Raw genomic sequence first — 15,240 nt, forward strand, 5'->3', positions numbered from 1 at the left:
TCGCTCCTACAGGAGTGTTCCTCATGCAGACTGCAAAACCAGGTGTGTCCCGCACCCGCCAAGTGGTGGCGGCCGTCATCGGCAATGCGCTGGAATGGTATGACTTCATTGTCTACGGCTTTCTGGCGAGCATCATTGCCCGGCAGTTTTTTCCTTCAGATGACGAGTACGCCTCGCTGCTGATGGCGTTGGCCACCTTTGGCGTGGGTTTTTTCATGCGTCCGGTGGGTGGCATCCTGTTGGGGATCTATGCCGACCGTAAAGGTCGCAAGGCGGCGATGCAGTTGATTATCCGGCTGATGACCGTGTCCATCGCATTGATCGCGTTCGCGCCCAACTACGCCGCCATCGGCATGGGCGCACCGTTGTTGATCGTGGTGGCGCGCATGCTTCAAGGGTTTGCCACCGGCGGTGAATACGCGAGCGCCACAGCGTTTCTGGTGGAAAGCGCGCCGGCCCATCGCAAGGGCTTATATGGCTCCTGGCAATTGGTGGGGCAATGCCTGGCCGTGTTCGGCGGCGCAGCGATGGTGGCGGCGGTCACGCATTTCTTTTCGCCGCAAACCCTCGACCTGTGGGGGTGGCGCCTGCCGTTCGTGTTCGGTTTGCTGATTGGCCCGGTGGGCCTGTGGATTCGTCGGCACATGGAAGATCCAGAGGAGTTCATCGAGGCACGCAAACAGGCGACCGGCCCGGCGCCGAGCCTGATGCAGGTGGTACGCGAGCACAGACGCAGCATCCTCGTATCCATGGGCCTGGCCTGTGGTGCGACGGTGTCGTTCTATGTGGTGCTGGTGAACATGCCGACCTTCGCCCACAAAAGCCTTGGTTTGCCGCTGGACCAGGTATTGATGGTGCAGATGTTTGCGGTGGCGCTGATGACCGTGGTGATTCCGCTGTCCGGGCTGCTCTCGGATCGCCTGGGGCGGCGGCCGGTGTTGATGGCATTCACCCTCGCATTCTTCGTCATGGTTTATCCGCTGTACGTGTGGGTCGCCGCCGCACCGTCCATCGAGCGGCTGCTGGTGATGCAGGTGCTGCTGTGTACGGCTATCGGTGGTTTTTTCGGGCCGGCACCGACGGCATTGGCTGAGCAGTTTCCCATCGAAGTGCGCTCGACCGGTGTATCGGTCGCCTATAACGTGGCGGTCATGGTGTTCGGCGGTTTCGCGCCGTTGATCGTCACTTGGCTGACCAAAGTACTGGGCACGCCAGTCGCGCCATCCTTCTATGTCTTGTTCGCTTGCGTGCTGACGCTGCTGGGCACTTACTGCATGCATGAGGCACCGCGGGCCAAGCAACCGCTGCCGTTTTCCAAAGAGGTGAAGCCTTGAGTATTGTTGATTGGGATGCCACCGAACTGTCGCGGGCGATTCATGGGCGTGAGGTGTCGTGCGAAGAAGTGATGCAGGCGTACCTGGCGCAGATCCAGCGCTTCAACCCAGGTGTGAACGCGCTGGTGTCGCTGCGTGATGCCGATGACGTGCTGGCTGAGGCGCGCGTATGTGATCGCGAGTTGGACCAAGGCAAGTCCCGCGGCTGGATGCACGGCATGCCCCAGGCGATAAAGGATCTGGCGGCGACCAAAGGCTTGCGTACGACGCTGGGGTCGCCCTTGTTCGCCGAGCACGTGCCCACCGAAGACGCCATCAGCGTGGCGCGGGTACGGGCCAGTGGCGCGATCATCATCGGCAAGACCAATGTGCCGGAATTCGGCTTGGGCTCGCAGACCTACAACACTCTGTTCGGTACCACCGGCAATGCCTATGACCCCGGCCTGGTCGCTGGCGGCAGCAGTGGCGGGGCGGCGGTGGCCCTGGCGCTGCGTATGCTGCCGGTGGCCGATGGCAGCGACATGATGGGCTCGCTGCGCAACCCGGCGGCGTTCAACAATGTGTTTGGCTTGCGTCCGTCGCAAGGCCGCGTACCTCACGGGCCTATGCCTGAACTGTTCGTACAACAGTTGGGTACCGAAGGCCCGATGGGCCGCAGCGTGATGGATGTGGCGCGGTTGCTGGGCATCCAGGCGGGTTACGACCCTCGGGTGCCGTTGTCGTCCAAGGAAGATCCGGCAGTGTTCGATCAACCCTTGCAGCGTGACTTCAAGGGCGCACGCCTGGGTTGGCTGGGGGATTACAACGGTTATCTGCCGATGGACGACGGTGTACTGAGCCTGTGCGAATCGGCCCTTGGCGATTTCACCGCGCTGGGGTGCACAGTGGAAAGCTGTCAGCCGGGCTTTTCCATGGCACGGCTGTGGCGCAGCTGGTTGGTGCATCGCCACTGGCTGGTGCACGGCAACCTCGGCGCGGCCTATGCCAACCCGAAAAAGCGTGCGTTGCTCAAGCCTGAAGCGCAATGGGAGGTGGAGGGCGGCCTGGGGTTGACGGCCCAGCAGGTGTACCAGGCGTCTGTGGATCGCAGTGAGTGGTATCGCGCCCTCGCCAAACTGTTTGAGCATTATGATTTCCTGCTGTTACCGACGGCCCAAGTGTTCCCTTTCGAGGCACAACAACCCTGGCCGCGCCTCGTCGGCGGGCGCGAAATGGACACCTATCACCGTTGGATGGAAGTGGTGATAGGCCCGACCCTGGCGGGGCTGCCGAGCATGAGTATCCCGGTGGGCTTCAACCCCCAGGGCCTGCCCATGGGCCTGCAGATCATCGGCCCGGCCCAGGCGGATCGGGCAGTGCTGCAACTGGCCTATGCTCATGAACAGCTGACGCAATGGGTGCAGCGTCGGCCGCCGACGTGCCTTGAATCGACGGGTTGAGCCGCGACCGGGCCTGTATCTTGCTGTGAACAATGATCATCCATCGGCAACAGGGAGATCGAACATGGAGACAGGCACCGTACGCTCGGTCGAGCGCGCACTGGCAATCGTCGAGTTGCTGGGCGAGCACCAGGCCCTGGGGCTGGAGGAGTTGCATTACCTCACCCGCCTGCCCAAGGCCACAGTGTCGCGTATGTTGCTGACGTTGCAGGAACAGGGTTGGGTCTATCGCGGCTTGAGCGATCGCCGTTACCGCCTGCGCGCCCAGCGCCTGTTCGGAGACACCCAGCAACGCTTCAAACGCCAAGTGGTGGAGAGCGCGGCGCCGTGGCTGCTGGAACTCAGCGAGCGCACCGGGTTGGTGGTGGATTTGTCCTGCTTTGATGGCGAGCGCCTGGAGGTCATGGAAAGCGCGATCCCCAGTGTGTTGCGCAAACTCTACCCGAACAATTGCCAGATCGTCGGCCAGCACGCCAGCCTGTTTCATTCTGCGATGGGTAAGGCCTGCCTGACCCAGTTACCGGCTGAAGAAGTGCAGCGCCTGGCGGGCCGCGACCAGGTGGCGGCGGACGAGCAATACCAGGCCTGCGAACAAACCCAGCATCAGGGCTTCGGCCAGCGCACCGAGGGCTATTGGGAATACCCGGTGCGCCTGCCGTTTCTGATTCGTGCCGTGGCCTTGCCGGTGCGCGCCAATGGGCGCCTGGTTGGCAGCATGGCGTTGCATTGGCCGATGCATCAGGCGCCGGTGGAGCGGGTGTTGAACCTGCACATGGCCAGCCTGGAAGAGACGGTGCGCGAAGTGCAGCGCGCATTGGCGTAACCCTCGCGATCCGGTTAAGGTTCGTTCAGGTTTTTCGCCCCACGAGTCTTCAATGTTCAACGCTTGCGTCATCAAACCCCTGGCCTTCGCCCTGTTGGCCGCCGTGGCTGTGCCCGCCCATGCCGACTGGTACCTGGATAACGAGTCCTCGCGCCTGTCCTTCGTCACCACCAAGAACACCGAAGTCGCCGAGGTGCTGCGCTTCCTGGTGTTGCACGGCAAGGTCGACAGCAAAGGCGCGGCGCAACTGGAAGTGGAGCTGGAGTCGGTCAACAGCGGCATCCCTTTGCGCGATGAGCGCATGCGCAATCAGCTGTTCGAGCTCAAGACGTTCCCCGAGGCGCTGATCAACGCGCAAATCAACCTGCAACCCATCAACGACCTGGCGCCCGGTGCGCAGCTTGAATTGCGCCTGCCGTTATCCGTGATGCTGCACGGCAAGACCCAGACTTACAGCGCCGAGTTGTTGGCCACGCGCCTGGATGACCGGCGTTTCCAGGTGGTCACCCTGGAGCCGCTGGTGGTGCATGCCGAGGACTTCGACCTGGCGCCGGGTGTGGCCGTGCTGCGTAAAGCGGCGGGGCTCAAGTCGATCAGTCTGTCGGTGCCGGTGGGTGCGGTGCTGATCTTTACGGCGCGCTGACGTGAGTGGCGCGGTGTTCCCGTGGCGCAGCGCCAACCGTTTCGAGTTGTTGATCGACGGGCCGAATTTTTTTCCGCAGATGCTGGTAGGTATTGCCCGTGCCGAGCGGCAAGTCGAGTTGGAGTTGTACCTGGTGGAAGCCGGCGCCTGCGCCGAGGCCATGGTGCAGGCGCTGGTGCTGGCCGCCGAACGCGGCGTGCAGGTGCGCTGCCTGTTCGATGATTACGGCAGCCTGGCGTTTACCCTCGGGCTGCGCAGGCGCTTGATCGATGCCGGTGTGGAACTGCGCTTCTACAATCGCCTGCGCTGGCGCCGCTGGATGCGCAACCTGTACCGCGACCATCGCAAACTGCTGTTGATCGACCAGGACATCGCGTTTGTCGGCGGCACCGGCGTGACCGATGAATTCTGGACGCCGGGCAACGACAGCGCCGACTGGCACGAAGTGATGGTGCAGATCAGCGGCCCGTTGGTGCAGGACTGGCAAGCATTGTTCGACCGCCAATGGCACGCCAACAACGCGCGTCGCGCGTGGAAACCCGCCACCCATTTCGGCCTGTCACGCTTGCCCAGGATGCCCGCCACCGGACCGGGGCTGGGCCGCGTCGCCTATGCCGATGCCCGCCAGCACCGGGACATTTTGCAATCGCTGATCCGTGCATTGAACAGCGGCCAACAGCGGATCTGGTTGGCAACCCCGTATTTTCTTCCCACCTGGGGCGTTCGCCGTGCGCTACGTCGGGCCGCAGGGCGTGGCGTAGATGTGCGTTTGCTGCTCACCGGCCCGCGCACCGATCACCCGTCCGTGCGCTATGCCGGGCACCGCTATTACCCGCGCTTGCTGCGCTCGGGCGTGCAGATTTTTGAATATCAGCCGTGTTTCCTGCACCTGAAGATGGTGCTGGTGGATGACTGGGTCAGCGTGGGCTCGTGCAACTTCGACCACTGGAACCTGCGCTTCAACCTGGATGCCAACCTGGAAGCGTTGGACCCTGAATTGACGAAGGCGGTGGCGGGTAGTTTCGAACGGGATTTCGCGCAAAGCCTGGCGGTGAGCCTGGAGGCGTGGAAGTCGCGGCCCTTGTGGCGGCGGGTGAAGCAGCGGGTGTGGGGGTGGATTGATCGGCTGGTGGTGAACTTGCTCGATCGACGCGGCTAGCCAGTTCACTGGGAGGCAAATGTGGGAGGGGGCTTGCCCCCGATTGCAGGGTGTCAGTCACTGAAAATATTGACTGAACCACCGCTATCGGGGGCAAGCCCCCTCTCACATGTTTACAGCAGCTCGAAGGTTTGCTGTTGTACGTCCTGGGAATCCAACCCGATCTGCACATTGAACTCGCCTGGTTCCGCCGCGTACTTGAGCTGAGTGTTGTAGAACTTCAAGTCTTCCTCGGTGATGGTGAAGTGCAGGGTGCGCTCTTCACCCGCCTTGAGCATGACCTTCTGGAAGTTCTTCAACTCCTTGATCGGGCGAATCATCGAACCGGCCACGTCCTGGATATACAGCTGCACAACCGTTTCGCCATCCACCTTGCCGGTGTTCTTCAGCGTCACGCTGGCGTCCAGCTTGCCGGTCTTGTTCAGGGTGGTGGAAGACAGCGCCATGTCCGACAGGCCGAACGTGGTGTAGCTCAAGCCATAGCCAAACGGGAACAGGGGACCGGTGGTGTCATCGAAATACTGCGACGTGTAGTTGCCCGGCTTGCCTGGGGTGAATGGCCGGCCGATGGTCAGGTGGTTGTAATAGGTGGGAATCTGCCCTACCGAACGTGGGAAGGTGATCGGCAGCTTGCCCGACGGGTTGTAGTCACCGAAGAGCACGTCGGCGATGGCGTTGCCGCCTTCGGTGCCGGCAAACCAGGTTTCCAGGATGGCGTCGGCCTGTTGGTTCTCCTCCAGGATCGACAGCGGGCGACCGTTCATCAGCACCAATACCAGCGGCTTGCCGGTGGCTTTGAGGGCCTTGATCAGGTCGCGCTGGCTTTGCGGGATGTTCAGGTCGGTGCGGCTGGACGACTCGTGGGACATGCCACGGGACTCGCCCACGGCGGCTACCACCACATCGGCATCCTTGGCGGCTTTCACCGCTTCGTCGATCATCACTTGGGCTGGGCGGGTGTCATCCACCACTTCCGGCGCATCGAAGTTGAGGAAGTTCAGGTAGTCCACCACCGCCTTGTCGTTGGTGATGTTGGCGCCACGGGCATAGATGATCTTGCCTTTTTCGCCGATCACCGCGTTCATGCCGTCGAGCAGGGTCACCGATTGCGCGGGTTTACCGGCGGCGGCCCAACTGCCCATCATGTCGATCGGCGCCTTGGCCAACGGGCCGACCAAGGCGATGGTCGCGGATTTTTTCAGCGGCAGGGTGTTGTCCTGGTTTTTCAGCAACACCAAGCTGCGGCGTGCAATATCGCGCGCGTCGCTGCGATGCAGGCGGCTTTCGGCGTAGGTGTCGGCCGGGTCATCCTCGGCCTTGCCGATGCGCAGGTACGGGTCCTTGAACAGGCCCATGTCGTACTTGGCGCCGAGCACTTCGCGCACGGCGTTGTCGATGTCACTTTGTTCGATCTCACCGGACTTGAGCAGGCCGGGCAATTCCTTGCCGTACAGCGAGTCGTTCATGCTCATGTCGATGCCGGCCTTGATCGCCAGCTTGGCGGCTTCACGCCCGTCCTTGGCCACGCCGTGCTTGATCAGCTCGAAGATCGCGCCATGGTCGCTCACGGCCAGGCCCTTGAAGCCCCAGTCCTTGCGCAGCAGGTCGTTCATCAGCCAGGTGTTGGCGGTGGCGGGCACGCCGTTGATCGAGTTGAGCGCCACCATCACGCCGCCGGAACCGGCCTTGATCGCCGCGTGGTACGGCGGCAGGTAATCCTGGTACATCTTGACCGGGCTCATGTCGACCACGTTGTAGTCGCGGCCGCCTTCCACTGCGCCATACAGGGCGAAGTGCTTGACGCTGGCCATGATGCTGTCGGCATTCGCGGGGCTGACGCCCTGAAAGGCCTTGACCATCACTTCGGCAATGCGCGAGACCAGGTAGGTGTCTTCACCGAAACCTTCGGAGGTACGCCCCCAGCGCGGGTCGCGGGAGATGTCGACCATCGGCGCGAAGGTGATGTCGAGGCTGTCGGCGGCGGCTTCCTGGGCGGCGATGCGCCCGGAGCGGCCGATGGCGTCCATATCCCAGCTGGAGGCCAGGGCCAGGCTGATCGGGAAGATGGTGCGATGGCCGTGGATTACGTCATAGGCGAAGAACATCGGGATCTTCAAGCGGCTGCGCATGGCCGCGTCCTGCATCGGACGGTTTTCCGGACGGGTGATGGAGTTGAACGTGCCACCGATGCGGCCGGCGGCGATTTCCTTGCGGATCAGCTCGCGGGGCATTTCGGGGCCGATGCTGATCAGGCGCAATTGGCCGATCTTCTCATCGAGGGTCATCTGCTTGAGCAGGTCGCTGACGAAGGCGTCCTTGTCCTTGAGCGCAGCAGGCTTTGTTTCTGCCCAGACGGGGTGGGTGGCCAGCGTGGCAACAAGGCCGAGCAAACACAGCTTCTTCATGAATATCCTTTTTCGGCTCACTGCACAGCGAAAATGCGCTGTTCTGCCAAAATGTGGGGAACGTATGTTGTTGTTCGAGTGTTATACCGACAAATGCCGCACACTTCGGAACTCTTATTAGCGGTGGGCATCTTTTTAGCTGATTGATTCGATGCAATCCAGTCGTGGCAACGGATTATGCCTTACCGGTGCCCAATTCCATCAAGGTTCGCCAGGAGAAACACCATGCAAGCAGCACAAGGTTATCGCTGGGGCTTGAAAGCCGCGGTTCTGCTATTGATCGGCACGGTGCTCAGCGGTTGCGGCATCAACAACATCCCGACCCTGGACGAACAGGCCAAGGCTGCCTGGGGCCAGGTGCAGAACCAGTACCAGCGCCGCGCTGACCTGATCCCCAACCTGGTGGAAGTGGTCAAGGGCTATGCCGCCCATGAGCAGGACACCCTCACCGCCGTGATCGAAGCGCGGGCCAAGGCCACTTCGATCCAGGTGGATGCCAGCACCCTCGACAACCCGGAAAAACTCAAGCAGTTCCAGCAAGCCCAGGACGGGTTGAGCGGCGCACTCAGCCGTTTGATGGTGGTGTCCGAGCGCTACCCGGACCTGAAGGCCAACCAGAACTTCCTGGCCCTGCAGTCCCAGCTTGAAGGCACCGAAAACCGTATCGCCGTGGCCCGCCGCGATTTCATCCAGGCGGTGCAGGCCTACAACACCGAGATCCGTACGTTCCCGGGCCGCCTGTGGCACAGCGTGATGTACAGCGACTTGCCGATCCGCGCCACGTTTGAAGCCACCAGTGCCGATGCCGATAAAGCGCCGCAAGTGAAGTTCAAATAAGGCTGCATTGAGGTGTCGATGCGTTTATTACGGATAGGTCTGGCGCTGTGGCTGTTGGCCTGCGTGGGCGTGGCCCAGGCGGCGCTGACCTTCCCGGCGCTGACCGGGCGGGTGGTGGACAACGCCCAGATGCTCGACCCGGCCACGCGCCAGCAACTCACTCAGCAGTTGCAGGCTCTGGAGCAGACCTCCGGCGACCAGATCGTGGTGGTCACCGTGCCCGACCTGCAAGGCGTGCCGATTGAGGACTTTGGTTATCAGCTGGGCCGTCAGTGGGGCATCGGCCAGAAGGGCAAGGACAACGGCGCGCTGTTGATCGTCGCCCGCGATGAGCGCAAATTGCGCATCGAAGTCGGTTACGGCCTGGAAGGTGTGCTCACCGATGCGCAGTCGTGGGTGATCATCAACCAGGTGATTGCACCCAAGTTCAAGGCCGGCAACTTCAGCCAGGGCATCAGCGACGGCGTGGCGGCGATGATTCAGGTGGTGGGCGGCGAACCCCTGGCCGTGCCGGCCCATGTGGCGGACGCCAACTTTGCCAAGGATAATCCCGGGTTTTCTATCGGTCTGTTTATCCTGCTGATCGGCGTGTTGTGGCTGTGCAACCGCCTGGGCCTGCCGGTGGGCGCGATCCTGCTGGCAATTCTCAGCAGCAGTGGCCGTGGCGGTGGTGGCGGGGGCGGCGGCGGTGGTTTCCGCGGCGGCGGTGGCGGCGGTGGCGGCTTTGGCGGTGGCGGGGCTTCAGGCGGCTGGTGATGATAATAATGAGAGAGCAAGCACAACCATGGCATTACTGACTGAACACGAGCAGCGCCAGGTCGCGCAAGCGATCGCCCGGGTGGAAAAGACCACCGACGCGGAGCTGGTGACCGTGCTGGCCGCCCGCGCCGATGACTACGCCTACATCCCGCTGTTGTGGGCCAGCCTGATCGCGCTGGTAGTGCCGGGTGTGGTGCATTACCTGTCGGGCTACCTGACCATGTACACCTTGCTGCTGGCGCAATGGGCGACCTTCATTGTGCTGTGCCTGGTGTTCCGCTTGCCCAAGGTGACGACACGGTTGATCCCGCGTTCGGTGCGCCACTGGCGCGCGTCCAACCTGGCGCGGCGCCAGTTTTTGGAGCAGAACCTGCACCACACCCTGGGCAGCACCGGTGTGCTGATTTTTGTCAGTGAGGCCGAGCGGTATGTGGAGATCCTGGTGGATGACGGCATCTCCAGCCGCCTGGATGACAGCAACTGGGATGGAATCGTCAAGGCGTTTACCCAGCAGGTGAAACAGGGGCAGACGTTGGCGGGGTTTGTGGCGTGTATCGAGGCCTGTGGCGAGTTGTTGAAGGTGCATGTGCCGGTGACGCAAACCCGCAATGAACTGCCCAATCGCCTGGTCGTACTCGAATAAAAAACTCAACACTGGGCAAAAAAATGTGGGAGGGGGCTTGCCCCCGATAGCGGTGGATCAGCCAATAAATCGAGTACTGACACACCGCCATCGGGGGCAAGCCCCCTCCCACATTGGGTTCTGTGGTGTTCCATCCAATGACCACTGATCAAATAACCCCGTGCCCTGAATCACTATCCCCCCTAAAATGCCCGGCATTCCCTGCCCGAGGCGTTTTTGTTCATGTCTGTCACTGCTCAACCGGATCATCATGCCCAGTTCATCGAACTGCTGAGCGCAAGCCTCGCGCAGAATGCGTTTATCAAGCTGGTGCTGGCCAAGTACGTCGGCGATGAAGCCGAGTTGCAGCGGCTGATCATCAAGCCGGTAACGGTCAAGGAGCAGCCGTGCCTGTCCGTCGTCTATCGCTACAAGACCCGCGATATCACCAAGAACTTCCCGGTGGCCGAGGGTGTGGCAGCGATTGCCGCGTTGCTGCCGGCCCAGTTCAAGAACGCGCACCTGCTGTCACTGACCGACGAAGCCCAGCTGGAATACAGCAAGAAGAACAAAAGCTCGCTGTTCAAAAGCAAGCCGCAGCAACTGCGCGAAGCGCCATCGGCTGAGCATAACCGCGAGAAAAACCGCTTCCTCGACCTGAGCCGGCCGTTCCTCGCCGACCTGGGCGTGACCGACGCCAAGCAGGCGCTGATCCCGTCGATGTCGCGCAAGTGGAAGCAGATCAACAAGTTCATCGAAGTGTTCAGCCATGCGCTGACCTCGTCACCGCTGAAGCTGGACCAGCCGGTGCGCGTCGCCGACTTCGGCTCGGGCAAGGGCTACCTGACGTTCGCCATCCACGACTACCTGCGTAACACCCTCAAGGCCGAGGGCGAAGTGACCGGCGTTGAATTGCGCGAAGACATGGTGACCCTGTGCAACGCCGCCGCCGCCCGCCTGGAGCACCCGGGGCTGGTGTTCAAATGTGGCGACGTGCGCAGTGTGGCACCCAGTGAGCTGGATGTGATGATCGCCCTGCATGCCTGCGACATTGCCACGGACTACGCGATTCACACCGGCATTCGCTCCGGTGCGTCGATCATCATGTGCTCGCCGTGCTGCCACAAGCAGATCCGCCTGCAGATCCAGAGCCCGGTGCTGCTCAAGCCGATGCTGCAATACGGCCTGCACCTGGGCCAGCAGGCGGAAATGGTCACCGACAGTTTGCGTGCGTTGTTCCTGGAAGCCTGTGGTTATGAGACCAAGGTGTTCGAGTTCATCTCGTTGGAGCACACCAACAAGAACAAGATGATTCTGGCCGTGAAGCGTGCCGAGCCGCTGGACAATGCGCAGTTGCTGGAAAAAATCCAGGAGCTGAAGGCGTTCTACCACATCACCGAACACTGCCTGGAAACCCTGCTGCGCGCGGATGGCTTCTTAAGTTGACCACACCACCCCTGTGGGAGCGGGCTTGCTCGCGAGAGCGTCAGATCAGTCTGAATAGAGGTGACTGACACATCGCTTTCGCGAGCAAGCCCGCTCCCACATTAGACTGTGCTTGGCTTGGGGGCTGGGGCAGGCTGCACCGCCGTCTTGCGCCCCAGCATCACCGTCACGATCACCCCGCACGCAAACACCCAGGTAATCGGCTCGATGTGTTCTCCAAAGAACAACGCCGAAAACGCGATGGTGAAGAAGATCTGCAACAGCTGGATCTGGCTGACCCGCGCAATCCCGCCCATGGCCAACCCGGCGTACCAGGCAAAGAACCCCAGGAACTGCGAGAACAGCGACACATAGCCAAATGCCCACCATGCGCGCATCGAAATCGCGCCTTGATGCTGTGCCGCCAGGTACCACACCGGGCCGATCAGCACTGGTGTCGACAGCACCAGCGCCCAGCAGATCACCTGCCAGCCGCCCATCTCCTTGGCCAATCGTCCGCCTTCGGCATACCCCAGGCCGCCCACCGCAATCGCGCCGAGCATCAGCAGATCACCGGCCTGGATACTGCCGGCGCCGGTGATCAAGGCGTAACTCAACACCAGGCCACTGCCCAATGCCGCGCAGGCCCAGAAGGCTTTCGATGGCCGTTCATGGGACAACCACGCCGCGTACAGGGCCACGCACAACGGTTGCAGGCCGTTGACCAGCGCGCCGTGGGATGCTGGCAAGGTTTGCATGGCCCAGGCCGACAGCACCGGGAAACCGAGAATCACGCCCGCGATCACCAGGCACAGCCCGCGCACCTGGCGCCAGGTGGGCCAGCGTTCGCGACGCCACAGCAACAGAGCCGCCGCCGGAATCGCCGCAAACAGTGCGCGGCCCAGGCCGTTGAGCAATGGATGGATTTCCTGCACCACGATGCGGGTGAAGGGCAGGGTCAGGCTGAAGATGATGACGCCCAGCAGGCCGAGGGCCATGCCGGTGTTTTCGCGCGAGCTCATGGGGCAACCAAAACGAGAGGGCTTCAAGGGAAGCCCATCTAGCCACATCCCCCGCCGGTTGCGGGCCTACAGCTGGGTGCGGATTTATCCGTACAGTTTTTCAGAAGAAGCGCGTGATGCTGATTTTGGCATCACGGCCCTTAGTGTAGGCGCGGTCGCCGCTCAGTGCCGGGCGGAAGTTGTTGTTGAACAGGTTGTCCACGGTGAAGTTCACCTCGGTGCCTTTCAGATAAGCCTGTTGGGGTTTCCATTTGGCGAACAGGCCCTGGGTGTTGTAGCGCTTGTTGCCGTACTGGTCGTAGAACAGATCACCCACGCTACTGCCAGGGCCGCCGGAGTATTTATCACTGGGCAAACGTGTGGTTGCCCCGATGAACTGGCCCGTCCAGCCGACCTGGGCATCCCACGCCGGAATATTGGTGCCCACCACCAGCACCCATTTGGTCGGCGGAATATCGCGCGCGGCCACGTTCGGGCCCCACGGGTTGGTGTACGCACCTTCGTGGTCACCCTTGGCATAAGCGAACGATACCGAGCCGAACAGGTAGGTGGAGTTGTAGAACGATTCGAGCTCGAAGCCCTTGATGGTCAGCCCGCCGATGTTGCGGTAGTTGGACATGGCCCCCGGCGGGCAGGCGGTAGAGATGGTCCCGCCATTGATGGCCTGGTTCTGGCAGCCGACACCCGTAGCCTTGAAAATCTCGTCTTCGACTTTGTTGTGGAAGAAGGTGGTGCGCAGCTGCAGGTTGTCGTCATGGGCGATCAGGTTGTCGAAGCTGCTGACGCTGCCCACGCTGATAGAGGTGATGCGTTCCGGGTCGAGGTCGACGCTGGTGGCGGTGCGGTTGCCCAGGCCTTGAACTTCGTACTGCTCGTCGATCACCGGCGCACGCCAGGTCTTGCTCCAGTTGGCGAATAGCCCCAGGTTCGGGTTGACGGTCCAAAACACCGCCAGGCGCGGCGACCAGCCGGTGTAGGTGCGGTCGCTGTAATCGTGGCCGACGGACGGGGCGGGATTGCTGTAGTACGGCGCATCGTTGGCTTCGCCACGGTTGCGGACATGGTCGTAGCGCATCGATGGCGTGATGGTGACGTCGCCCAGCGTGACGGCATCCTGTACGAAGAAACTGTTGGTATCGACCTTGCCATGGGGCATAAAGCCTGGCTGGAAATGCCCATAGTTATAGCGTGGGGTGTTGTACGTGGTACCCGGCATCCACATCTCGGTTTCGCGGATGTGCTTGCGGATTTGGCCGCCGACCGTGACGGCATGCTGCAAGGGACCTGTATCAAACAGGCTGACGTTGCGTATGTCGAGGTTCTTGTCGGTGTAGGCGGTGTCCATCTTGCGCCCGCCGGTGGCCAATTGGAAAAACGCCGTGGCGTCGCGTTCGTCGGTCTGGTCGGTGTTGGACTGGGAGTACTTGACGGTCAGGTCCACCAGCGGGTTGTCCAGCGGGGTGTATTCATATTTGCCGGACCAGGTGGTGTCGACGGTGTCGCGGTGGGCCAGAAAACGCTTGAGTGCCGCTTCGTAGCCATAGCGGTCAATATTCGCCTGGGTGGGCGGCGTGGGATAGCTGGCGGCAGAAAACGGTGTCCAACGGTCGCTGTGTGAACGCGAGTAGGACAAGCCAACGGCGTGCTCTTCGGTGAAGTGGGCGTTGACCTTGAACAGCTTGCCGTCGACGTTCTGGGCGGAGTTCGGCAGGCGCTGGGGGTTGATCGGGTATTGGTTGTTCTCGTTGGGTAATTTGGCGGCCACCTTCATGTCGTCGCCGTCGCGTTGGGTCAGGTAAGCCAGGGCATCGAAGCGTCCGTCGTCGGTGCGACCATACACGGCGCTGCTGTAGACCTGCTCGTGGTCGTTGCTGGAGTAACCGTATTTGAGCATCGCACCGCTGTTGCGGCCGTCCTTGAGCAGGTCGGGGGCGTCCTTGGTGGTCATGTTGACCGTGCCGCCGAAACCGCCGTTGCCAGTGAATGGCGAGTTGGGGCCTTTCTCCACCTCAATGCTCTTGATCAGCTCGGGCTCGATGAATACGGTGCCTTGTTGATAGCGCTCAAAGCCGCTCTTGGTGGCGCCATCGACGGTCAGCGGCACGTCTTCGGCATCGCCAAAACCACGGATGTTGATGGTCTGGCCGCCAGGCTTCAGCGAACCGCCCTGGCTCACGCCGGGCAGGGTCTGCAGTAGGCTGGGGATGTTGTTGGACTGGTAGCGGTCGATGTCTTCCTGGCTCAGGGTCGAGCGGCCTACGGTGCTGGAGTCGACCTCAGTACCAGTGCCTATCACGCTCAAGGCGTCCAGTTGGATTGCGCCGCTGTTGGTGGTCTTGCCCTCATCGGGGCGCACGACATAAGTGCTGCCGACCTTGATCAGAGTGAACTCGCCGTTTTTCAGCAGGGTACGAATCGCCACTTCCGGCGTGAAGTCGCCGTTGAGCGCCGGCGCATGCACGTTCTTGAGCAATGCTTCGTCGAACAGCAGCTGGATTTTCGCCTGTTGCGCCACCTGGCTCAGGGATGTGGCCAGCGCCTGGGCAGGCAGCGTGAATGTTTCGGCCTGGGCGCTGAGGCTGTATGCCAGGCAGGTGGCGATCAGGGTCGGTCGAAGAAACAGGTGCGAAGCGTGGCAAGGCGCGCGAAACATGAAATCCCCCGGTGTGGCCAAATGGCCGAAAAGGTGTGCGTATCAGGTGCAGACCGGAGGAAGACGGGGCAGGTAAAAAAAACCACACCTGCGAATGCAAAATATTCTCAAATAAGAAT

The 15,240-nt window shown here is 61.7% G+C and carries 12 protein-coding genes; 9 read left to right on the top strand and 3 right to left on the bottom strand.

Going from position 1 to position 15,240, the window contains the following annotated elements; translation table 11 throughout:
- The first annotated feature begins 23 nt into the window (after positions 1-23).
- The 5 genes from BLR69_RS28670 (at position 24) to BLR69_RS28690 (ending at position 5,398) form a co-directional block, all read left to right on the top strand.
- On the top strand, positions 24-1,334 hold the full coding sequence (locus BLR69_RS28670; protein ID WP_071496844.1) for a citrate-proton symporter: 1,311 nt from the start codon (positions 24-26) through the stop codon (positions 1,332-1,334).
- Positions 1,331-2,773, top strand: coding sequence for an amidase (locus BLR69_RS28675; protein WP_071496843.1), 1,443 nt, complete (start codon positions 1,331-1,333; stop codon positions 2,771-2,773). Before BLR69_RS28670 ends, BLR69_RS28675 begins: the two co-directional genes overlap by 4 nt.
- 64 nt (positions 2,774-2,837) lie before the next feature.
- A complete protein-coding gene (locus BLR69_RS28680; protein ID WP_071496842.1) occupies positions 2,838-3,596 on the top strand; it encodes an IclR family transcriptional regulator in 759 nt (252 codons plus the stop codon).
- A gap of 52 nt (positions 3,597-3,648) precedes the next feature.
- A complete protein-coding gene (locus BLR69_RS28685; RefSeq protein WP_071496841.1) occupies positions 3,649-4,239 on the top strand; it encodes a YceI family protein in 591 nt (196 codons plus the stop codon).
- Between the two features lies 1 nt (position 4,240).
- Complete coding sequence (locus BLR69_RS28690) at positions 4,241-5,398, top strand: phospholipase D-like domain-containing protein (protein WP_071496840.1); 1,158 nt, start codon at positions 4,241-4,243, stop codon at positions 5,396-5,398.
- 113 nt (positions 5,399-5,511) lie between these two features.
- Here the strand turns inward: BLR69_RS28690 and bglX are convergent, their stop codons facing one another.
- Positions 5,512-7,803 carry a beta-glucosidase BglX gene (bglX, locus tag BLR69_RS28695; RefSeq protein ID WP_071496839.1) on the bottom strand — a complete coding sequence of 764 codons (2,292 nt, stop codon included), beginning with the start codon at positions 7,801-7,803 and terminating at the stop codon, positions 5,512-5,514.
- A 225-nt stretch (positions 7,804-8,028) separates the two neighbouring features.
- Between bglX and BLR69_RS28700 the strand changes: the two genes are divergently transcribed.
- The 4 genes from BLR69_RS28700 to BLR69_RS28715 all read left to right on the top strand — a co-directional run bounded on the left by BLR69_RS28700 (position 8,029) and on the right by BLR69_RS28715 (position 11,467).
- Complete coding sequence (locus tag BLR69_RS28700) at positions 8,029-8,640, top strand: LemA family protein (RefSeq protein WP_025855347.1); 612 nt, start codon at positions 8,029-8,031, stop codon at positions 8,638-8,640.
- 18 nt (positions 8,641-8,658) lie between these two features.
- Positions 8,659-9,396 carry a TPM domain-containing protein gene (locus BLR69_RS28705; RefSeq protein ID WP_071496838.1) on the top strand — a complete coding sequence of 246 codons (738 nt, stop codon included), beginning with the start codon at positions 8,659-8,661 and terminating at the stop codon, positions 9,394-9,396.
- A gap of 28 nt (positions 9,397-9,424) precedes the next feature.
- Positions 9,425-10,042: a TPM domain-containing protein gene (locus BLR69_RS28710; protein ID WP_071496837.1), complete on the top strand. Its 618-nt coding sequence runs from the start codon at positions 9,425-9,427 to the stop codon at positions 10,040-10,042.
- Between the two features lie 222 nt (positions 10,043-10,264).
- Entirely contained in the window at positions 10,265-11,467 is a 1,203-nt protein-coding gene (locus tag BLR69_RS28715; RefSeq protein WP_071496836.1) for a class I SAM-dependent methyltransferase, read from the top strand.
- A gap of 101 nt (positions 11,468-11,568) precedes the next feature.
- Here the strand turns inward: BLR69_RS28715 and BLR69_RS28720 are convergent, their stop codons facing one another.
- Together BLR69_RS28720 and BLR69_RS28725 are read right to left on the bottom strand one after the other, a co-directional pair.
- Entirely contained in the window at positions 11,569-12,468 is a 900-nt protein-coding gene (locus BLR69_RS28720; protein ID WP_071496835.1) for a DMT family transporter, read from the bottom strand.
- 100 nt (positions 12,469-12,568) lie between these two features.
- Positions 12,569-15,121, bottom strand: coding sequence for a TonB-dependent receptor (locus BLR69_RS28725; protein WP_071496834.1), 2,553 nt, complete (start codon positions 15,119-15,121; stop codon positions 12,569-12,571).
- Positions 15,122-15,240 lie beyond the last annotated feature (119 nt).

Origin of the sequence: Pseudomonas azotoformans, assembly GCF_900103345.1 — a bacterium.
GTDB lineage: Bacteria > Pseudomonadota > Gammaproteobacteria > Pseudomonadales > Pseudomonadaceae > Aquipseudomonas > Aquipseudomonas azotoformans.

Coding starts and splice junctions, on each gene's coding strand:
- BLR69_RS28670 (WP_071496844.1), top strand. CDS start 24: ATGCAGACTGCAAAACCAGGTGTGTCCCGCACCCGCCAAGTGGTGGCG.
- BLR69_RS28680 (WP_071496842.1), top strand. CDS start 2,838: ATGGAGACAGGCACCGTACGCTCGGTCGAGCGCGCACTGGCAATCGTC.
- BLR69_RS28685 (WP_071496841.1), top strand. CDS start 3,649: ATGTTCAACGCTTGCGTCATCAAACCCCTGGCCTTCGCCCTGTTGGCC.
- bglX (WP_071496839.1), bottom strand. CDS start 7,803: ATGAAGAAGCTGTGTTTGCTCGGCCTTGTTGCCACGCTGGCCACCCAC.
- BLR69_RS28700 (WP_025855347.1), top strand. CDS start 8,029: ATGCAAGCAGCACAAGGTTATCGCTGGGGCTTGAAAGCCGCGGTTCTG.
- BLR69_RS28705 (WP_071496838.1), top strand. CDS start 8,659: ATGCGTTTATTACGGATAGGTCTGGCGCTGTGGCTGTTGGCCTGCGTG.
- BLR69_RS28710 (WP_071496837.1), top strand. CDS start 9,425: ATGGCATTACTGACTGAACACGAGCAGCGCCAGGTCGCGCAAGCGATC.
- BLR69_RS28715 (WP_071496836.1), top strand. CDS start 10,265: ATGTCTGTCACTGCTCAACCGGATCATCATGCCCAGTTCATCGAACTG.
- BLR69_RS28720 (WP_071496835.1), bottom strand. CDS start 12,468: ATGAGCTCGCGCGAAAACACCGGCATGGCCCTCGGCCTGCTGGGCGTC.
- BLR69_RS28725 (WP_071496834.1), bottom strand. CDS start 15,121: ATGTTTCGCGCGCCTTGCCACGCTTCGCACCTGTTTCTTCGACCGACC.